20 protein-coding genes and 2 pseudogenes are annotated in these 19,199 nt (G+C 30.6%); 12 read left to right on the plus strand and 10 right to left on the minus strand.

The window, feature by feature from the left end; all coding sequences use genetic code 11:
• Nucleotides 1-6 precede the first annotated feature (6 nt).
• The 4 genes and pseudogenes from FBF06_RS08970 to FBF06_RS08985 form a co-directional block, all read right to left on the minus strand.
• The gene (locus FBF06_RS08970; RefSeq protein ID WP_002892094.1) at nt 7-1,371 is read right to left on the minus strand and encodes an L-serine ammonia-lyase; all 1,365 of its coding nucleotides are present in this window, start codon (nt 1,369-1,371) and stop codon (nt 7-9) included.
• 14 nt (nt 1,372-1,385) lie between these two features.
• Complete coding sequence (locus FBF06_RS08975) at nt 1,386-2,636, minus strand: serine/threonine protein kinase (RefSeq protein WP_052796101.1); 1,251 nt, start codon at nt 2,634-2,636, stop codon at nt 1,386-1,388.
• Nucleotides 2,637-2,895: 259 nt separating this feature from the next.
• Complete coding sequence (locus FBF06_RS08980) at nt 2,896-3,312, minus strand: PepSY-like domain-containing protein (RefSeq protein WP_002860079.1); 417 nt, start codon at nt 3,310-3,312, stop codon at nt 2,896-2,898.
• Nucleotides 3,313-3,375: 63 nt separating this feature from the next.
• A pseudogene (locus tag FBF06_RS08985) lies at nt 3,376-4,118 on the minus strand (DUF4261 domain-containing protein).
• 157 nt (nt 4,119-4,275) lie between these two features.
• Between FBF06_RS08985 and exbB the strand changes: the two are divergent.
• The 3 genes and pseudogenes from exbB (at nt 4,276) to FBF06_RS09000 (ending at nt 5,624) form a co-directional block, all read left to right on the plus strand.
• Entirely contained in the window at nt 4,276-4,701 is a 426-nt protein-coding gene (exbB, locus tag FBF06_RS08990) for a TonB-system energizer ExbB (RefSeq protein WP_002901691.1), read from the plus strand.
• Nucleotides 4,694-5,083 carry a TonB system transport protein ExbD gene (gene exbD / locus FBF06_RS08995; RefSeq protein WP_002901693.1) on the plus strand — a complete coding sequence of 130 codons (390 nt, stop codon included), beginning with the start codon at nt 4,694-4,696 and terminating at the stop codon, nt 5,081-5,083. Before exbB ends, exbD begins: the two co-directional genes overlap by 8 nt.
• A pseudogene (locus FBF06_RS09000) lies at nt 5,080-5,624 on the plus strand (energy transducer TonB). The gene exbD and the pseudogene FBF06_RS09000 overlap by 4 nt, the downstream one beginning before the upstream one ends.
• A gap of 12 nt (nt 5,625-5,636) precedes the next feature.
• On the opposite strand, the gene FBF06_RS09005 reads toward FBF06_RS09000, so the two are convergent.
• Both FBF06_RS09005 and FBF06_RS09010 read right to left on the minus strand, forming a co-directional pair.
• Nucleotides 5,637-6,506 carry a hypothetical protein gene (locus FBF06_RS09005; RefSeq protein ID WP_002860082.1) on the minus strand — a complete coding sequence of 290 codons (870 nt, stop codon included), beginning with the start codon at nt 6,504-6,506 and terminating at the stop codon, nt 5,637-5,639.
• A gap of 3 nt (nt 6,507-6,509) precedes the next feature.
• The gene (locus FBF06_RS09010) at nt 6,510-6,671 is read right to left on the minus strand and encodes a hypothetical protein (RefSeq protein ID WP_002804949.1); all 162 of its coding nucleotides are present in this window, start codon (nt 6,669-6,671) and stop codon (nt 6,510-6,512) included.
• Nucleotides 6,672-6,765: 94 nt separating this feature from the next.
• On the opposite strand from FBF06_RS09010, the gene FBF06_RS09015 reads away from it, so the two are divergent.
• Entirely contained in the window at nt 6,766-7,749 is a 984-nt protein-coding gene (locus FBF06_RS09015) for an MnmA/TRMU family protein (protein WP_032591106.1), read from the plus strand.
• A gap of 85 nt (nt 7,750-7,834) precedes the next feature.
• Here FBF06_RS09015 and aroC read toward each other — a convergent pair whose 3' ends face one another.
• From aroC to FBF06_RS09035, 4 genes are read right to left on the minus strand one after another with little or no spacing between them, the layout of a single operon-like run.
• Nucleotides 7,835-8,923: a chorismate synthase gene (aroC, locus tag FBF06_RS09020; RefSeq protein WP_002901702.1), complete on the minus strand. Its 1,089-nt coding sequence runs from the start codon at nt 8,921-8,923 to the stop codon at nt 7,835-7,837.
• Entirely contained in the window at nt 8,923-9,597 is a 675-nt protein-coding gene (rnc, locus tag FBF06_RS09025; protein WP_002901704.1) for a ribonuclease III, read from the minus strand. Before rnc ends, aroC begins: the two co-directional genes overlap by 1 nt.
• A complete protein-coding gene (rnhA, locus tag FBF06_RS09030; RefSeq protein ID WP_002851277.1) occupies nt 9,584-10,024 on the minus strand; it encodes a ribonuclease HI in 441 nt (146 codons plus the stop codon). The genes rnc and rnhA overlap by 14 nt, the downstream gene beginning before the upstream one ends.
• Complete coding sequence (locus FBF06_RS09035) at nt 10,011-10,997, minus strand: CDC27 family protein (protein WP_002858970.1); 987 nt, start codon at nt 10,995-10,997, stop codon at nt 10,011-10,013. The genes rnhA and FBF06_RS09035 overlap by 14 nt, the downstream gene beginning before the upstream one ends.
• A gap of 69 nt (nt 10,998-11,066) precedes the next feature.
• Here FBF06_RS09035 and dnaG point away from each other — a divergent pair, with 69 nt between their 5' ends.
• The 8 genes from dnaG (at nt 11,067) to tkt (ending at nt 19,199) form a co-directional block, all read left to right on the plus strand.
• Nucleotides 11,067-12,884, plus strand: coding sequence for a DNA primase (dnaG, locus tag FBF06_RS09040; RefSeq protein ID WP_002860087.1), 1,818 nt, complete (start codon nt 11,067-11,069; stop codon nt 12,882-12,884).
• 81 nt (nt 12,885-12,965) lie between these two features.
• A complete protein-coding gene (locus FBF06_RS09045; RefSeq protein WP_002858971.1) occupies nt 12,966-13,238 on the plus strand; it encodes a NifU family protein in 273 nt (90 codons plus the stop codon).
• A complete protein-coding gene (locus tag FBF06_RS09050) occupies nt 13,225-13,776 on the plus strand; it encodes a hypothetical protein (protein ID WP_002851410.1) in 552 nt (183 codons plus the stop codon). The genes FBF06_RS09045 and FBF06_RS09050 overlap by 14 nt, the downstream gene beginning before the upstream one ends.
• Nucleotides 13,760-15,043, plus strand: a complete 1,284-nt coding sequence (locus FBF06_RS09055) for a UDP-N-acetylmuramoyl-L-alanyl-D-glutamate--2,6-diaminopimelate ligase (RefSeq protein WP_052796099.1) — start codon at nt 13,760-13,762, stop codon at nt 15,041-15,043. The genes FBF06_RS09050 and FBF06_RS09055 overlap by 17 nt, the downstream gene beginning before the upstream one ends.
• A 3-nt stretch (nt 15,044-15,046) precedes the next feature.
• The gene (locus tag FBF06_RS09060) at nt 15,047-15,358 is read left to right on the plus strand and encodes a YbaB/EbfC family nucleoid-associated protein (protein ID WP_002851172.1); all 312 of its coding nucleotides are present in this window, start codon (nt 15,047-15,049) and stop codon (nt 15,356-15,358) included.
• Nucleotides 15,355-16,449, plus strand: coding sequence for a PDZ domain-containing protein (locus FBF06_RS09065; protein WP_002858973.1), 1,095 nt, complete (start codon nt 15,355-15,357; stop codon nt 16,447-16,449). Before FBF06_RS09060 ends, FBF06_RS09065 begins: the two co-directional genes overlap by 4 nt.
• Nucleotides 16,446-17,291, plus strand: coding sequence for a polyprenyl synthetase family protein (locus FBF06_RS09070; protein ID WP_002851379.1), 846 nt, complete (start codon nt 16,446-16,448; stop codon nt 17,289-17,291). Before FBF06_RS09065 ends, FBF06_RS09070 begins: the two co-directional genes overlap by 4 nt.
• A 9-nt stretch (nt 17,292-17,300) precedes the next feature.
• Nucleotides 17,301-19,199 (plus strand): transketolase, encoded by a 1,899-nt coding sequence (gene tkt, locus FBF06_RS09075; protein WP_002858974.1) that lies wholly within the window; start codon nt 17,301-17,303, stop codon nt 19,197-19,199.

Genomic DNA, 19,199 nt, shown 5'->3' on the forward strand with positions numbered 1-19,199 from the left:
AACACTTTAGCATACTGTTTTTAAATTTGTAGCAAGACCACCTAAAGAAGTTTCTTTGTATTTATAATTCATATCTTTTCCTGTTTCATACATGGTTTCTATAACCTCATCAAGGCTTACCATAGGAGTGGATTTGCGTGTCATTGCCATTCTAGCAGCACTTATGGCCTTAATGGCTCCAAAGGCATTTCTTTCTATGCAAGGAATTTGCACAAGTCCTGCAACTGGATCGCAAGTTAGACCTAGATGATGTTCCATTGCCATTTCAGCAGCGTTGCATGCTTTAAAAGCATTAGCTCCTAAAACTGTTGCCATAGCTGCAGCTGCCATAGAACTAGCACTACCAATTTCTGCTTGACAACCTGCTTCTGCTCCGCTAATACTTGCATTTTTCTTATAAAAAGAACCTATAAGCATTGCTGTTAATAAAAACTCTATAGCTTTTTCATCACTAAAACCTATAGTATGATTTTTAAGATAAAGCATAACAGCAGGGATAACGGCACATGCTCCATTTGTTGGCGCGGTTACAACTTTTGCTCCGCTAGCATTTTCTTCAGCAATCGCAATAGCATATAAAGAAATAAAATCTATAATGCCCATAGGATCAGCTGTCATCGCCACTCTTTCTTTAAGCCCTTTAGCTCTACGTTTTAAATGAAGTTTTCCGGGCAAATAATCTTCATTTGGATGCGTGCCATTATAATACACTTCTTGCATCACTTCCCAAATTTCAAGACAATAAGCACGAATTTCCTCTTTAGTGTGAAATTGCAATTCATAACGATAGGAAAGCTCTGCTAAATCCCAATCTCTTTTATCGCAAAGCTCTAAAGCTTCTTTAGCGTTATTAAGCTCTATATCTAGTTTTTTCTTTTTATTTTGGTTAGAATTTTTACCTTTTTTTTCTAATTCCGCAGCTGTTAAAACAAAGCCTCCACCTACAGAATAATAAGTTTCCTCATCAACTAACCCACCTTTACAATCATAAGCTTTAATTTTCATACCATTCTCATGTAAAGGTAAAAAATCTTTAGAAAATATCAAATCTTTTTCATAATTAAAACTAAGTTTTTTCTCGCCACAAAAATCAATTTGAGCATTTTCAATAGCATTTTTATTTACTTCATCTTGTATTGCCGCACTTAAATTTTTAGCTTCTAAGCCATTTAACCCCCAAATCACAGCCTTATCACTCAAGTGTCCTTTGCCTGTTAACGACAAAGAACCATAAAGAGTAACCTCAACTCTATCAATTTCATCAAGCTTTTTAGCAACTTTTTTACAAAATAAATTTCCAGCAAGCATAGGCCCTAAAGTATGAGAAGAAGAAGGGCCAACACCTATTTTAAAAATGCTTAAATTACTCATTTTTTATCCTTAATTTATAAAAGATCATGAATTGCAGCAGAAATTGCAACTATCCCCATTACCAAAACAAAAAGATCTAAAAATTTATTACGAAACCTTGCCAAAATATCAAAACGATAAATACAATAAAGCGGCATTAAGAAAAGCAAAATAGCCAAAACAGGACCACCAATAGCCTCGATAATTCCTATAACACTTGGATTTTTATACGCAACAAGCCACGCGATAGCAAAGGTAATGATCGCTGTTAAAGTTTGAGCGAATTTACCTTGAATTCTACCATTACTTGCTTTATATAAAATACCATTTAAGCCTTCTTGAGAACCAAGATAATGCCCTAAGAAACTTTTGCTAATAGCCACAAGTGCAACAATAGGTCCAACATAAGCTAGCAAAGAAACTTCAGGAAATTTATTTGCTATAAAAGTAAGAATATTGATATTTTGATCTTTTGCTGATGCAAAATCTTCTGGTGTAAAGGTTAAAGCACAAGAAAAAACAAAAAACATTACAACAAAAACCATAAGAATAATTGCCAAAGAAATAATTTTTCTAGCGCGAGGTTCAGCATAACCACCATATTCTTTTTTACAATAACAAGCAAGTGAAGAAATGATAGGAGAGTGATTAAAACTAAATACCATCACAGGAATAACAAGCCATAAAGTAACCCAAAAATTACTTGTTGAAATTACGGAAAAATCAACATTTGCAAATAACGATAAATTCCATTGTGGAATTAAAAGCAATGAAAAAATAAATAAAAATATAATAAAAGGAAAAACAAGAAAACTCATTGCTTTTGTTACAACATTTTCACCAAGAATAGAAATCAAAACCAAAACTCCAACAATCAAAAAACTCACCCACCAACGAGCAGCATGAGTAAGATCTGCATTGAAATTGAACTGATTGATTAAGAACTCAAGCAAAGTTGTTGTAAGATTAGCACTATAAACCAATAAAATAGGCAAAATAGCAAAAAAATACAAAAGTGTAATTAAAAATCCACCGCCCTTGCCAAAATAACTTTCTGCAACAAAAGTAATATCATCTTTTGGATTAGAACTTGAAAGCACAAAGCGACATAAATTTCTATGAGCTAAGTAAGTCATAGGAAAAGCTAAAACAAGTATAACTAATAAAGGTATCAATCCACCAAGCCCAGCACTAATAGGTAACAAAAGTACGCCGGCTCCAATAGCTGTTCCAAAAAGAGATAAAACCCACCTTGTATCGTGACTAGTCCATCTAGGAGTATTCATTATTCTTCCTTAAATTTAAGATTACATCTCTTTTATTTTAGCAAAATATTTATAAATAATTATTTTTTAAAAAAAATATTTTAAATCTTATGTAACATTTTGTAAATTTAATTTTATAAAAAAACAATCACTTGTATCAATAAAGTATTATTTTAAAACTAAATATATTTTGGGTTTTGCAATCAAAAAATAAAAATTTGGAAGACTATGCTTCCAAATTTTTGCATCAAATTTTCTAAGGGAGTTAAATTTTCAAAAATTAATCTAATTTTTGACCTAGGATATTTCCTTGCATATCTGTATAAACTTCCATATTGTTATTAAACTTAAATTTATAACCATTAATTTCTTTGTCTACTTCAAGAATTTGAGCATTTGATTGAGTTGCACTCACTTTTTTCATAACATTAGGTAAGATAGTATGTGGCAAAGCCTTATATTTTCCATCAACTTCTTTCCACTCTCCATTGATCATAAAATCAATTTCAGTTCCATCATTTAAAATCACATCATAAGAATCTATATCTTTTTTCACCAAACCAATTTGAGCGGTTTTAAAATTTTTAGAAATAAATTCTTTGGCATTATTTGGAAGTTCGCTAGCAGGAACAACCATATCTTTAGCTAAAAGCACCGTAGTACCCAACAAAGCAAGTAAAGTTAGTTTTGCTTTCATAATTTCTCCTTTTTTTCTTGGTTGGCGAAAGTTTAACTCAAAACTGTGAAGTGAATGTGAAACTTAAAAAATAATTTTCAAGCTTTCATTCTCAACACTTATACCTTGACTTTTTATAAATTTTATTTCTTTTCCATCTTCAAATTTTAAAATATCTTTATCTTTTAGATTAATATCATAAGTTAAAATATGCAAAACAATATCATAAATACAAAAAAAAGTTCTTTTTCTTCTATGTTTAAATCACAAACTTCAAGTTCTAATTTATCAAAATTTCTAAGCCCATAAGTATAAGCATTAACTCCATTTTCACTAGGATAAACACTAACATATATCCAATTATATACCGGCAAGCGATTATCATCTAACATTTTTGCATTTTCTATATAAAAACTGGGCTCTAAAACAACTGCACCTGTATAAAAACCTAAAGCATGTTTATTATCCAAACATAAAGCTGCAATTTTTGTAAACATTTTAGCTTGTTCTAATTTGCTTTGATCTTGACTTAGCACCGCTATAAGAAGATGAGCTTTATGTTTTTTAGTTTGCTCTAAGGCATCTTTCCACATAAAATTAAAATTTGCATAGTATTCTGCTTCGTGATTAGGTATAGGATTTTTAATCAAATTTAGAGTAACCAACATATTTTCATATGAAAAAATCACACCCTCTTTGGTAAAATTTTCATCAGCTATTTTTATATTAAATTTATCTTCTAAAATGCTTTTTAACTCCGAAAAATTAAAATCAACTTCATCAAGAAGAACAAAAGAGGTAAAATTGTGATTTAAATCTATAGTCATGTTAAACCCTATTAAATTTTTATAAATTATAACCTAATAAAAATAAATACTATAAACAAGAATTTCTTAAAAATTATGATAATTGATATTAATTATAAATTTATTTTTTATACAGTATAATCTTTTAAAATTTATAAGTATATTTTTGGAGAAAAATATGGAATTTTTAAAAGATTACATCGATTTAATTATCTTTTTAATTCTAGGAATTATGGCATTTATAGCTTTTTGGTGTGTTGTAGAAAGAATGCTATTTTTTAGAAAAATTAACTTTAAAAATTATGAGAATCAAGAGCAATTTGATGATGCGATTAGTGAAAATTTAACCACTATATATATCATCTATTCCAATGCCCCTTATATAGGACTTTTAGGCACTGTAATAGGCATCATGGTTACATTTTACGAAATGGGCTTGGCGGGCAATATAGATGTCAAATCTATAATCGTGGGACTTTCTTTAGCTCTTAAAGCTACAGCCTTAGGACTTTTGGTTGCTATTCCTGCTTTAATGGCTTATAATGCCTTACTTAGAAGAGTTTCTCTCTTAAGCAATGCTTATAAGGCAAATAAAAATGCTTAAACTACCAAAAAATGAAGGTTTAAATATAGTCCCATTTATAGACATTATGCTTGTTTTGCTTGCTATAGTGCTTAGTATTTCAACCTTTATTGCACATGGAAAAATTCAAATCTCACTTCCTTCAAGTGAAAATGCTACCAATATAAGCAATAATGAAAAAAAACTTCTTATAATCATAGACGAAAAAAATACTTTTTATTTAAATGATAAATTAGCTGATTTAAATGAAGTTCAAAATGCTATTTTTTCACTTGATAAAAAAACCATAGTAGAACTAAAAAGCGATAAAAATGCTAAATTTGAAAGCTTTGTAAAAATTATAGATTTTTTAAAAGCCAAAGAACATGAAAATTTTCAGATTCTTACTGAGAAAAACAAATGAAAACTTTATTTTTAAATCATAAATACCAAGCTTCTTATATAACTTTTATAGTCTTTATACCTTTACTTTTTGTCATTTTTCACTCGAATGACTTTTTTAAAATGGAAATTAAAAATGAAGATTCTTTTTCTTTAGCAATAAAACAATTTACCCAAACTAATCCAACAAATGAGACTAAACCAACAGAATCCATTATAGAACCTATCAAACCAAAACCTCAGCCAAAAGTTATTAAAAAACTCCTGAAAAAATGCAAAAAAAGATAAAAAAACACCTCCACACCCAATACCAAATAAAACCCCAATAGCACCAACTCAAGAAGTTAAAACTTTTGCAAAAACAACTGATACAAATGTCAAACCTAAGATCACTCAATTAACACAACTTTAGCAGATTTAAAAATCATCGAAAGCTCAGGATATGATTTATTAGATAAAAGTGCTTTAGAAAGCATAAGAAAAGCTTCTTTAAATTTTCCACACTATAATGGAGATTTAAGAATTACACTACCTATTATGATTTTAAAACCCTAAGAGGATAAAATTATAATTTGCTACACTCTCTTATCTACAATTTGTGCTTCTTGATTTTCAATTTTATTTTGAAAATCTTTACTTAAATTCTGACTTAATTCTTGCAAAGATTTTTGCTTCAGTTTTTCAAATTCTTCAGGATTGCTAGCCTCAAGCTTTGCCTGCTCATCAGCACTTAAAGCACTTAAACCTTTTTCTTGAGCTTTTTGAAGCAAATCTTCGTCTTCTTTTTCTTTGATATTATTTTCCTTATCATCTTTTTTATTGATTTTTTGCGGATCTATGGTTTTCATAGCATTAGCTCCACCACCTGATGCTTCTTTAATGTCGCTTAAAATTTCTCTCATGCTAGGTTCTTTAACATCACTATCATCAACTTTACCATCTTTATTTACATCTTTATCAATAAAAAAATTTAATTTTTCTTCTATATTTGCATCATCAGATATTTTTTCATCGCTTGTTTTAAAGCCTAAATTTTGCATACTTTGTTGAAGGGTACTTGTATTAAAATTTAATTTTACACTTTGTTGTTTATTATTTAAATTTGAATTTAAAGAACCAAAATTATCTTTTACACTTTCAAACCAATTTGAAACAAATTGATTTGCTTCGCCATTAAGCCTTATACTACCATCATTTCTAGCAACATAATTCGTATAAGAACCGAAATTTTTTTGTAAACTACTATAATTTTCATCGCTTAAATTTAAAGCTATAAGTTCACCTTGCTTATTTTCAAAAACAACCTTAACACCATCGCTATTTAAACTCGAAAGATCTTGCACGGGAATTTTATCTTGATCTTCTTTTTTTAATACGCTAAGCTCTTTTTTATCAACATTATTAGTTAAAAAATGGGTTAAACTAGTAGAAGTATCGATTTTCATTATTTATCCTTTTTTACATTTTGCAAATAAACCTAAACGACATATTTTTCTCTCATGTGAATTTTTTAAAGAATTACACTTTTTAAGTTCCTGCTCGTAGTTAGCACAAGAATTTGCAAAAGCAAAAGAACTCAAAATGCTTAAAACCAAAATTATTTTTAACACTTTCCAATCCTTATTTTAAAGATTTTTTAGTTAAAATTATATCTTTTATAATCGACAAAATCTTAAAAAATTTTATAATCTCAGAAAGGAATCAATGAAAGCATTAGCTCTTTTTAGCGGTGGGCTTGATAGTATGCTTGCAATGAAACTCATCACTGCACAAGGCATAGAAGTTAAAGCTCTAAATATCAACATAGGTTTTGGAAGCACAAGTGATAAAAGCGAAATCATGAAAAAGCGTGCGGCAATGGTAGGTGCAGATTTTGAAATGATAGATGTAAGAAATTCCTATCTTCAAGAAGTGCTTTTTAATCCACAATATGGCTATGGCAAACATTTTAATCCTTGTATAGATTGTCATGCTTTTATGTTTAAAACTGCTCTTGCTATGTTAAAAGAAGAAAATGCAAGTTTTATCATCACAGGAGAAGTTTTAGGACAACGCCCTATGAGTCAAAGAAGTGATGCAATGGCAAAGGTTAAAAAACTTGCTCTTGATGAAGAAGATTTAATCTTGCGTCCTATGTGTGCAAAAAACCTACCTCTAACCAAACCTGAAAGAGAAGGTTGGGTAGATAGAGAAAAACTCGAAGGTATTATTGGAAGAAGTCGTAAAAGACAACTTGAACTTGCAGCTAAATTTGGCTTAGAAGACTTTGAAAGCCCAGGTGGAGGTTGTTTGCTAACTCTTGATAGTTTTGCTAAAAAAATTCGAGATTTCATAGAATTTGACAAAGATATGCAGGTTAATGACGCACAACTTTTAAAATATGGTCGTCATTTAAGATTACCCAATGGAGCTAAAATGATCATAGGTAGAAATGAACTTGAAAATACTCTTTTAAAAGGTTTAAAAACTCCTAAATATGAAGTAATAGAACTTGGAGATTTAATCGGAGCTTACTCTTTGGTAGATGAAAAAATTTCAGAAAAAGACTTAGAACTTGCCTTAAAAATAGCCCTTACCTATACTAAACACGAAGTAGGAAAAAGCTATGAACTTAAATTTAAAAATCAAGCTTATACAAGTATAGCTTTTGAAAATAAGGCTGATATTAATCAATTTTTTATTAGTTAAAGTATAAAGTATTTAGCAAAACAAGCGATATAGTATTTGAATCTTTTCAAAATATTGCAATCAAGCCCATGAAAATGGGCTTTTTTTATTTTAATCCATAAGCATTTTTTAAATTGTTTAAATTCGCACTCGCATTCAAAAGCAAACAATCAGCCAAAACTAAACGCACCATAGCACTAGCTACAACACTTCCTCTAACACCTACACAAGGATCATGCCTACCTTTGAGTTCAAATTCCAAATTATTGCCAAATTTATCTATACTTTCTTGCTTGGCAAAAATAGAAGGAGTAGGTTTAAAATAAGTTTTTAAAATAAGATTTTCTCCATTTGAAATTCCTCCTAAAATTCCTCCACTATGATTGCTTAAAAACTTGCCATCTTTTAAAGCATCATTATTATACGATCCGCGCATTTTGCTTGCATTAATACCTTCGCCTATTTCAACTGCTTTAACAGCATTAATTCCCATTAAAGCATGAGCTAATTTAGAGTCTAACTTATCATAAAGAACTTCTCCAAGTCCCACAAGCATACCACTAACTTTTGTAAAAACAGCAGCGCCTACACTATCTTTTGAATTTCTAGCATTTAAAATTTCATTTTTAAAGTCACTTTCTAGTTTTGGATCAAGGCAAAAAATTTCACTTTTCTTAGCAAATTCAAAATCAAATTCTTCTTCTTTCAAATTTGATACAAAAGTTCCTATTCCAAAAACACCACTTTGAACACAAATGCCAAATTCACACAAAAGCATCGCTGCAACTGCACCACCAGCCACTCTAGCAACACTTTCCCTAGCGCTTGATCTACCCCCACCCCTATGATCTCTTATGCCATATTTATAAAAATAAGTAAAATCCGCATGAGCAGGACGAAATAGATCTTTTAAATTATCATAATCCTTAGAATGAGCATTTTCATTAAAAACTACTATAGCTATGGGATGACCCGTTGTATATCCTTCAAAAACCCCGCTTAAAACCTGAGCTTTATCGCTTTCTTTTCTTGGTGTTGCAAATTTACTTCCGCCTTTGCGTTTATCAAGCTCATTTTGCAAAAATTCTTCATCAAATTTAACCCCAGCAGGCATTCCATCAATAATACATCCAACAGCCACACCATGAGACTCACCAAAACTTGTAAATTTCAATCTCGTACCAAAGGTATTCACTATAAAGCTCCTAATTTCTCAAGTGCAATTTTTGCTGCCATTTGCTGTGCTTCTTTTTTGCTTCCCGCAATAGCTCTTGCAAGTTCTTTACCATCAAGCATTAAAGCGATTTCAAATTGCTTTAAATGATCAGGACCAAAAGCACGCACTGTTTCATACTGCGGAGTTTGTCCGATTTTTCCCTGTGTAATCTCTTGTAATTTTGTTTTATAATCTTTTATAAGAATTTTTGCATCAATTTGAGGGAAATTTTTTTCTATAAGCCTTAAAGCAATAGTTTTTGCAAACTCGAACCCAGCTTCTAAATGTATAGCACCTATAATGGCTTCTAACGTATCTGAAAGTATAGAAGGCTTTTCTTTTCCTCCATTGTTTTCCTCAGCAACACTCATAAGAATAAAATCGCCCAAATTTAAACTATTTGCAATTTTTGCAAAAGACTTTTCATTCACTAAAGCTGCTCTAAGCTTAGATAAATCTCCTTCGGCATCTTTGGCGAATTTATGAAAAAGGTATTCACCTACAACTAAATCAAGCACGGCATCACCTAAAAATTCCAAGCGTTCGTTGTTGTAAGATTTTTTAAAACTTTTATGGGTTAAAGCATGTATAAGAAGATTTTTATCTTTAAATTCATAAGTTAAACTCTGCTCTAGCTTTTCAATGTTTTTCATCATTTTCCCTTGCAATTTTCAAAGCAGCTTCACGCGCCAATGTATCACACCTTTCATTTTCCAAATGTCCATTATGTGCTTTTACCCAAAAAGCCTTAATCTTATGAGATTTTGCCACTTTAATATATTCCTTCCATAAATCTATATTTTTTTTACCTTTAAAATCCTTTTTTATCCATCCTTCTAGCCATTCATTAATACTTTGAACCATTAGGTTAGAATCTGTAAAAAGCGAAATTTCACAAGGCTCTTTTAAAGCCTTCAAAGATTCAATAATTGCCATTAGCTCCATTCTATTGTTAGTGGTATTAGCCTCAGCTCCAAAACCTTCCTTTTGATACTCCTTATAACGCAAAATATAAGCCCATCCGCCAAAACCTGGATTATTAAGACATGAGCCATCTGTATAAATTTCAATGTGTTTCATTGTTTTTCACTTCATAAATAATTTTACAAGTATTAAACTCATAACAAACAGGACAGTGATAAAAAAACAAAGGCATTACATTTTTACACTCAGAACAACGATATGAAAATTCTAACCCCGCATTAAAAGAATTATCTTTTAAAATTTTTAACATTTTAAAGTTAGAATTTTTAAAAACAAACTGGTGCGTATCATCATGCTTTGAAATTTTACCCAAAGCATAAAAGAATTCTAAAAAATCTTGATTTTCTAAATTAAACGCTTCATTTTCTCTATAAAGCAAATCACAAATATCAAAAAAATTTTGCCCTAAAAACATATGATATTTTTCAAAAACTAAACGCCCCAACATAGGATTATCTTCTATTTTAAATTCTAAAAGTTTTTTCTTTTTTTCTTCATCAGTAATATTAAAAGTACAAAGTTCTAAAGCTTTGATAAAATCACTCTCTTTTTGTACATCTTCATTAAGTTCAAAAAGACATTCTAAAAGTTCTAAATTTTCTTTATAAGAACGAAGTTTTAAATAAACAATTTTTAAAAGTTTTAAGGCTTGTATATTTCTTGGACGCAGTTTTAAAGCTTGTAATAAAACTTCTTTTGCACGCTCTAAAAATCCTGCTTTAAAATAAACTTTTGCTAAAGAAAGGAAAATAAATTCTCTTTCTTGTTTATCTTTACATTTTTCAAGAGCAATCAAATAAATTTGAGTTGCTTTTTCAAATTCCCCGCTTTTAGTAAAAATTTCAGCCAAAAAACTTAAATTTCCAAAACTCAAGCTACTATTTCTTAATAACTCTTTATGAGCGTTATCCATTTCAAATTTTTTTATAAATTTTTCAAGCTTTTGTTCTTCATCTTTGCTAGCAAATATTTTCCAAATATAATTTGCAACAGCTACAACAAATACTAAAATGGTTAAAATTATAAGCCCTACTAAAGGGTCTCTGTATTCTACAAAGAAAAAATCCATAGTCTCGCTCTAAAAATTTTATGCCAAATTATAGCCAAATCTTTGTATAATTTTAACAAGGTTTGTAAAATGATAACTAAAGAAAGTATAGAAAATTTATCCCAAAGACTTAATATTGTTGATATTATAGAAAATTATATTGAAGTAAAAAAACAAGGCTCTAGTTTTGTGTGTATCTGTCCTTTCCATGCAGATAAAAACCCGTCTATGCATATCAATCTTACCAAAGGTTTTTATCATTGTTTTGCTTGCAAAGCTGGTGGAGATGCTTTTAAATTTGTAATGGATTATGAAAAATTAAGTTTTGCCGATGCAGTTGAAAAAGTTGCAAGCCTTAGTAATTTTACTTTGAGTTATACAAAAGAAAAACAAGAAAATAAAAAAGAGCTAAAGTCTATACTACCAAGCTTAAATGCGTATTTTAAAGATAATCTCAAACACCACAAAGAAGTTTTAACCTATCTTTACCAGAGAGCTTTAAATGACAAAGATATAGCCAAATTCGAATTAGGTTTTGCAGGAGCAAGTGAAGATAGTATAAGATTATTGCAAAATCAAAAAATTCCTTTAGAAGATGCTATGAGTGTTGGAGCTTTAAAAAAAGATGAAAATAATGAATTTTACGCAAGTTTTATATGGCGTATCACCTTTCCAATCTACGATCATAAAGACTTATTGGTAGGGTTTGGAGGGCGCACTTTAAATCCCAATGTACCGGCAAAGTATGTAAATTCACCCCAAAATATACTTTTTGATAAAAGTAGAATTTTTTATGCTTTTAACATCGCTAAAGAAAATATAGCCAAAAAAAAAGAAATAATAGTATGTGAAGGCTACATGGATGCAATAGCTTTTCACAAAGCAGGGTTTAACAATGCTGTAGCAGTTCTTGGAACAGCATTAACCGAACATCATCTACCCTTAATCCGCCGTTATGATGCAAAAGTGATTTTATGTTTTGACAATGATGAAGCAGGATTAAAAGCTGCGACACGATCTGCATTTTTATTAAGCACAAACAAAATAGACGGTAAAGTGGCAATTTTGCAAGGCGGAAAAGATCCTGCTGAGCTCGTAGCAAAAAATGAAAGCACAAAACTCCATAATATACTCGATGAAGGAATAGAGCTTGGTGAATTTTATATCAGACGCTTAATATCCACTCATTCCATAATTTCTGCTCTTGATAAACAAAAAGCTTTAGAAACTATACAAAAATTCACCTTTAATCTTGAACCTTTAGTGGCAAATTCTTACACTAGTCTAGTTTCAAATTTATTAAAAGTGGATGAAAAATTTATTGTCTTATCACAAAATTCAAAAAAAACCATACAAACCCCTTTAATTTCTCAAAATAAATACAATTTTCCTAAAGAAAAAATTCACATTGCAGAATTAGAACTTATAGCTTTTTTAAAACAGCATCCAGATATATGTAACGATTTCAAGCAAATTAGTGATAGTGTTTGTTTTAAACATAAGATTTTATTGGATAAAATTTTAGAAAAAAAAGGTTATGAAGATAGTGATATTAGAGAATTTGAAAGTAAAAATATTCGAAAAAATTTAAACTATAGCGAATTCTTGTTAGGTATTTGCAAGGTTAATTTAGCTTTTTTAAACAATGTAAAAATTAAAAATTCTACACTCGCATTAAAAAAACAACTTTTTACGCTTATTGATAAAAATTTAAATCTTTTAATTAAAAATTTAAATACCGAAGAATTAAATAATTTTTTAAAAGAATATTTAAGCTTCTTAAAATATGAAAAAAACGAAGAAATTCTGCAACAATCATTTAGAAACTTAAATGGAATTTTTGGTAACAAAAACTTTACAGCTTATGATTTAGGATTTAGCATACAAAATAATGACGAACCTTTTTAATTTATTTAAATTTCAAGCCTTAATTTACCTTTTTTTAAACACAATCACGCTAAAGTATATAAAAATTTTTAAGGATAAATTATGATGCCTTTTAGTGATGAAGAGCTTATAAATCCTGTTAAAGCAAGTTTAGAAAAGAGCTTGCCTATGCTTGAACGTGATGGCGGAGGGCTTGAATTTTTAGGAATTAAAAATGGGATCGTTTATGTCCATTTAATAGGAGCTTGTAAAGGCTGTGCATCGAGTGGAACAACGCTAAAATACGGTCTTGAAAGGCAACTTAAGATTGATATTCATCCGGAAATCACTATAATCAATTTAAACGGCGGAGCAGACGAATTTGCAAAATTATAAAAAACTTGGAATTGAACATTTTTACAAGAAAGATTTTAAAACTGCAAAAATGTATTTTTCTATGGCTTATGAAAAACGCAAAAATAAACGCTTGCTAAATTTTATCTGCCTTTGTGATCTTGCTTTAAAATCTCCTAAAGAAGCTTCTTTACTTTTTGATTTTTATATAGAACATTACAAAATCTCTAGCATTGATAAAGACTTAGAAGAAATTTTAAGTACAATTGAATTTAAAAAACAAGAAAACAAACAAGAAAACGAATTTGAAGATGGGCATGCGTTAAATTATCAAGATTTTTTAAAAAGCGAAGAAGAACTTGGCTTTCAAAAAAGTTTTGAAAATATCATTAACAGCACTAAATTAGTTATTGATAATCGTGATGATTTTTTAGATTTTTTGGAAAAATTACTTGATAATGGCTATAAAGATATGACTTTAAATTACATAGAAAATGTTATGCCTCATTTTTGGGCAAATGATAGATTTATCAAACTCCAAGAAAAACTCATGGGATTTAAAAGTGAAATTAAAACTTGAAAATTCATTCATTACAGATAACACCTTAGAGTGTGAAAAAGAATGCTTTTTTTTGCAAACCACACAAAATGCTAAATTTCACGCTCAAGCCTTAGAAAAAGGTGCAAAAATCATTGATGTAAATGAGTGTAAAAAACTTTTAAAAATCGATGAAAAGATTCAAATCATAGGAATCACAGGAACCAATGGCAAAACCACAACCGCAGCAGCGATTTATTCTATCTTATTGGATTTAGGTTATAAGTGTGGGCTTTGTGGGACAAGAGGAGCTTTTATCAACGATGAACAAATCGATGAAAAATCCTTAACCACCTCCCCTATTCTTAAAACCTTAGAATACCTACAAATAGCCACTCAAAAAAAATGTGATTTTTTCATCATGGAAGTAAGCTCACACGCACTCGTTCAAAACCGCATCGAAGGCTTAAATTTTGCTGCTAAAATTTTTACCAATATCACTCAAGATCATTTAGATTTTCACGGTACTTTTGAAAATTATAAAGAAGCAAAAGAACTTTTTTTTACCGATGAGAGTTTAAAATTTATCAACAAAGATGCTTTGGCTATTAAATTTAATGTGCGTAATGCTTTTACTTATGGCATAGAAAATCCTGCTTTATATCAAATCAAAGCTTATTCTTTAGAAGAAGGCATTAGTGCTATTGTAACAAATAAAAATCAAACTTTTCACATAGACTCGCCCTTGCTAGGACTTTTTAATCTTTACAATCTTCTAGTTGCTAGTGCTTGTGTGAATGAACTCGTAAAGCCTGATTTAAAAGACTTGGAAAAAGCTATCAGTGGATTTGGCGGGGTTTGTGGTAGGGTAGAACAAGTAGCAAAAGGTGTGATTGTAGATTTTGCTCATACGCCCGATGGCATTGAAAAAGTGCTTGACACTCTTAAAAATAAAAAACTCATCGTTGTTTTTGGAGCAGGTGGAGATAGAGATAAAACCAAACGCCCTTTAATGGGAAAAATCGTCGAACATTTTGCAAAAATTGCTATCATGACAAGTGACAATCCACGCAGCGAAGAACCAAAAACCATCATGGAAGAAATTTTATCAGGCTTTACTAAAAAAGAAAAAGTTTTAATGATAGAAGATAGAAAAGAAGCTATAAAAAGAGCTTTAGAACTAAAAGAAAATGACGATTTAGTCGTTATTTTAGGCAAAGGTGATGAAACTACTCAAGAAATTAAAGGGATAAAATATCCTTTTAGTGATAAAGTAGTTGTTAATGAAATTTTAAAAAATCAAGGATAATCAATGTTTGAAAATATGGATTTTTCTAAAATGGGAGAACTTTTAAATCAAGTTCAAGAAAAAGCAAAAAATATAGAACTAGAACTTGCAAATCGTGAATTTAGTGCCAAAAGTGGAGCAGGACTTGTTAAAGTAAGTGCCAATGGAAAGGGTGAAATTATCGATGTTAGCATTGATGATTCTTTACTTGAAGATAAAGAATCCTTGCAAATTTTACTTATTTCTGCAATTAATGATGTTTTGGCTATGGTTGCACAAAATCGTTCAAGTATGGCGAATGATGTTTTAGGCGGTTTTGGAGGTATGAAATTATGAAAAAAATTTTAATTATTTGCATGCTTTTTACTTTGTCTTTTGGCATAGAAAGACCTAAATTTGAAGATTTTTTAGCAGGTTATGAAAGAAATAAGGCAAGCATGCTCAACTATGAAGGAATACCAGCTTTTGCACTCAGTGAAAATTTACTTGCTGTGTTAAAACAGCCTAATGCTAAGCTTAACAAATATGTAAAATACGATCCATTTTTAAATTTATATCTTGTAAGAACTGACTTTAGCCTAATCCCTACTCCTATGGGTGATGAAGAAAAACTTACTCGTAATGATTGGGTTGGAATTTGGGATCCTAATAAACCCTATATAGGGCATATTAAGTATTTAGCTCAAAATATTGATGAAAAAGATCAACTTGATTTTAATTCTAAAATAGGACTTTTAGGGACTCCATGCTGTGAAATGATGGGGATTGCTTTAAATAATAGCTCTTTTATAGGCAATCGCTATTTAAAACATTTTATGAAATATAACGATGTTTATTGGGGGGATATTGGCGTTGATTTTGTTGTTCGAGAAAATAAAATTTATGTTAACAATGTAAGAAAAAATCCACAATTTTTAATCAACGATCAAGTTATAAGTGTTGATGGCTTGCCCGCCAATGATTTAAGAAAACTCAATGAAAAAATTCTTTTTGCAGATCGCGGAAGCACTCTTTATTTTCAAGTGTTGCGTGATAATATGGATTTAAATATTTCTACTGAAGTTTTTGCAAAAGATTTGAGCAAATTTAACCTTCCTGATTCTAAACCAAAACCAAAAATTACAAATTTCACAAGCAATCTTGGTTTAACGGTTAATACTAGTCTTGTTGTAACCAAAATAGATCCAAAATCAAAAGCATCAAATGCAGGATTTATGGTAGGAGATAAAATTTTACGCGTTAATAATATTATTTTAAATAATTTTAAAGAATTACAAAATATTTTAAGTGCTGGTAATGACTTTAGCATCTTAATTGAACGCAAAAGTACTAAATTACCTTTATCAAATTTCAACAATGAACTAGGCGGAAATGCCAACTCAGGTGGCGATGGTAAATTTCAATTTTTCATAAGGCTTACTAAGTGAATTTAAAAGAACTTTTTATCCATCACTTAGAAAAAAATCTACCTAAAGTTGAAAGCTTTCATCCTTTTTTTAATGAAGCTTTAGCACTTATGTTAAAAGCGGGGGGAAAGCATTTTCGCGCACAATTGCTTTTAAGCGTAGTACAAAGCAATAAACCTGAACTTTTAAATCAAGCTTTAGATGTGGCTTTAGCTTTAGAGTTTATCCATACTTATTCACTCATACACGATGATTTACCCGCTATGGATAATGCAGACTTTAGACGAGGAATTCCAACCTTACACAAAAGCTACGATGAAACTACAGCCATCTTAGTGGGTGATGCTTTAAATACTGAAGCTTTTTTAGTTCTAAGTCATGCTCATTTAAAAGATGAAATCAAAATCAAACTCATCAAAACCCTTGCCTTTAATGCAGGACTTAATGGAATGGTCATAGGACAAGCTATTGATTGTTTTTTTGAAGACAAAAGACTGAGTTTAAATGAACTTGAGTTTTTACACACACATAAAACCGCAAGATTAATCGCTGCAGCTTTAAAAATGGGTTGTGAAATTTGCGAACTTAACAACGAAGAAAGCAATCAAATTTACAAACTTGGTTTAAAACTAGGACTGATTTTTCAAATCAATGATGATATTATCGATGTAACCACAAGTCAAGAACAAAGCGGAAAGCCTACTAACAACGATATTCATAAAAATTCTTTTGTCAATTTACTTGGACTTGAACAAGCCATAAAAACAAAAGAAAATCTTCTTAGTGAATGCGAACAAGACTTAGAAAAACTTAATGAAAAACTCGCACAAATGATACAAAATTTAATAATTCAATACTTATAAAGGCAAAAAATGGACATTCAAATTTTACAAGAACAGGCAAATACTCTAAGATTTTTAAGTGCTGATATGGTGCAAAAAGCAAACTCAGGACACCCAGGTGCACCTTTGGGTTTAGCAGATATTTTAAGTGTTTTAAGTTATCATTTAAAACACAATCCTAAAAATCCCACTTGGCTAAACCGCGATAGACTTGTATTTTCAGGCGGACATGCAAGTGCTTTGCTTTATAGTTTTTTACATTTAAGCGGCTATGACTTAAGCTTAGAAGATCTTAAAAATTTCCGCCAACTTCATTCTAAAACCCCTGGACACCCTGAAATTTCAACTCTTGGAGTAGAAATCGCTACAGGCCCTTTAGGACAAGGCGTTGCCAATGCTGTAGGCTTTGCTATGGCAGCAAAAAAAGCACAAAATTTGCTAGGCAGTGATTTAATCGATCATAAAATTTATTGTCTTTGCGGAGATGGGGATTTACAAGAAGGCATTTCTTATGAAGCTTGTTCTTTAGCAGGACTTCACAAACTTGATAACTTCATACTTATTTATGATAGCAACAATATCTCCATAGAAGGCGATGTAGGTTTAGCCTTTAACGAAAATGTAAAAATGCGTTTTGAAGCACAAGGATTTGAAGTTTTAAGTATAAATGGACACGATTATGAAGAAATCAATAAAGCCTTAGAACAAGCTAAAAAATCCACAAAACCTTGTCTTATCATCGCAAAAACAACTATAGCAAAGGGTGCAGGAGAGCTTGAAGGCAGTCATAAAAGCCATGGCGCACCTTTGGGTGAAGAAGTGATTAAAAAAGCCAAAGAACAAGCAGGTTTTGATCCAAATATCAGTTTTCATATCCCACAAGCAAGCAAAATCCGCTTTGAAAGTGCTGTAGAACTTGGGGATTTAGAAGAAGCAAAATGGAAAGATAAGCTTGAAAAAAGTGCTAAAAAAGAACTTTTAGAAAGGCTATTAAATCCTGATTTTAACAAGATAGCTTATCCTGATTTTAAAGGAAAAGATCTTGCTACAAGAGATAGTAATGGTGAAATTTTAAATGTTTTAGCTAAAAATTTAGAAGGATTTTTAGGTGGAAGTGCAGACTTAGGCCCTTCGAATAAAACAGAACTTCACAGTATGGGAGACTTTGTAGAAGGTAAAAATATCCATTTTGGTATCAGAGAACACGCTATGGCAGCGATTAACAATGCTTTTGCAAGATATGGAATTTTCTTACCATTTTCGGCAACTTTTTTCATCTTTAGCGAGTACTTAAAACCTGCCGCAAGAATAGCAGCTCTAATGAAAATCAAACATTTTTTCATTTTCACACACGATAGCATAGGCGTGGGCGAAGATGGACCAACACACCAACCTATAGAACAACTTAGCACTTTTAGAGCTATGCCAAATTTTTTAACCTTTAGACCTGCTGATGGGGTGGAAAATGTCAAAGCTTGGCAAATAGCCCTAAATGCTGATATTCCGAGTGCTTTTCTGCTTTCACGCCAAAAACTCAAAGCTCTAAATGAACCTGTTTTTGGAGATGTAAAAAATGGAGCGTATTTACTCAAAGAAAGCAAAGAGGCTAAATTTACACTTTTAGCAAGTGGAAGTGAAGTTTGGCTTTGTTTAGAAAGTGCAAACGAACTTGAAAAACAAGGTTTTGCTTGTAATGTTGTTTCCATGCCTTGTTTTGAACTTTTTGAAAAACAAGATAAAGCTTATCAAGAAAGATTGTTAAAAGGTGAAGTTATAGGCGTTGAAGCAGCACATTCTAATGAACTTTATAAATTTTGCCATAAAGTGTATGGCATAGAAAGTTTTGGAGAAAGTGGCAAAGACAAAGATGTGTTTGAACACTTTGGATTTAGCGTTTCAAAGCTTGTAAATTTTATCCTTAGCAAATAA

Origin of the sequence: Campylobacter sp. CFSAN093227, from assembly GCF_012897855.1 — a bacterium.
Lineage (GTDB): Bacteria > Campylobacterota > Campylobacteria > Campylobacterales > Campylobacteraceae > Campylobacter_D > Campylobacter_D jejuni.

Excerpts from the sequence above, each read along its gene's own strand:
- FBF06_RS08975 (WP_052796101.1), bottom strand. The coding sequence starts at position 2,636 with ATGAATACTCCTAGATGGACTAGTCACGATACAAGGTGGGTTTTATCT.
- FBF06_RS08980 (WP_002860079.1), bottom strand. The coding sequence starts at position 3,312 with ATGAAAGCAAAACTAACTTTACTTGCTTTGTTGGGTACTACGGTGCTT.
- rnhA (WP_002851277.1), bottom strand. The coding sequence starts at position 10,024 with ATGAAACACATTGAAATTTATACAGATGGCTCATGTCTTAATAATCCA.
- FBF06_RS08970 (WP_002892094.1), bottom strand. The coding sequence starts at position 1,371 with ATGAGTAATTTAAGCATTTTTAAAATAGGTGTTGGCCCTTCTTCTTCT.
- exbD (WP_002901693.1), top strand. The coding sequence starts at position 4,694 with ATGCTTAAACTACCAAAAAATGAAGGTTTAAATATAGTCCCATTTATA.
- FBF06_RS09005 (WP_002860082.1), bottom strand. The coding sequence starts at position 6,506 with ATGAAAATCGATACTTCTACTAGTTTAACCCATTTTTTAACTAATAAT.
- FBF06_RS09060 (WP_002851172.1), top strand. The coding sequence starts at position 15,047 with ATGTTTGAAAATATGGATTTTTCTAAAATGGGAGAACTTTTAAATCAA.
- rnc (WP_002901704.1), bottom strand. The coding sequence starts at position 9,597 with ATGAAAAACATTGAAAAGCTAGAGCAGAGTTTAACTTATGAATTTAAA.
- FBF06_RS09015 (WP_032591106.1), top strand. The coding sequence starts at position 6,766 with ATGAAAGCATTAGCTCTTTTTAGCGGTGGGCTTGATAGTATGCTTGCA.
- FBF06_RS09045 (WP_002858971.1), top strand. The coding sequence starts at position 12,966 with ATGATGCCTTTTAGTGATGAAGAGCTTATAAATCCTGTTAAAGCAAGT.
- FBF06_RS09065 (WP_002858973.1), top strand. The coding sequence starts at position 15,355 with ATGAAAAAAATTTTAATTATTTGCATGCTTTTTACTTTGTCTTTTGGC.
- dnaG (WP_002860087.1), top strand. The coding sequence starts at position 11,067 with ATGATAACTAAAGAAAGTATAGAAAATTTATCCCAAAGACTTAATATT.
- tkt (WP_002858974.1), top strand. The coding sequence starts at position 17,301 with ATGGACATTCAAATTTTACAAGAACAGGCAAATACTCTAAGATTTTTA.
- exbB (WP_002901691.1), top strand. The coding sequence starts at position 4,276 with ATGGAATTTTTAAAAGATTACATCGATTTAATTATCTTTTTAATTCTA.
- FBF06_RS09035 (WP_002858970.1), bottom strand. The coding sequence starts at position 10,997 with ATGGATTTTTTCTTTGTAGAATACAGAGACCCTTTAGTAGGGCTTATA.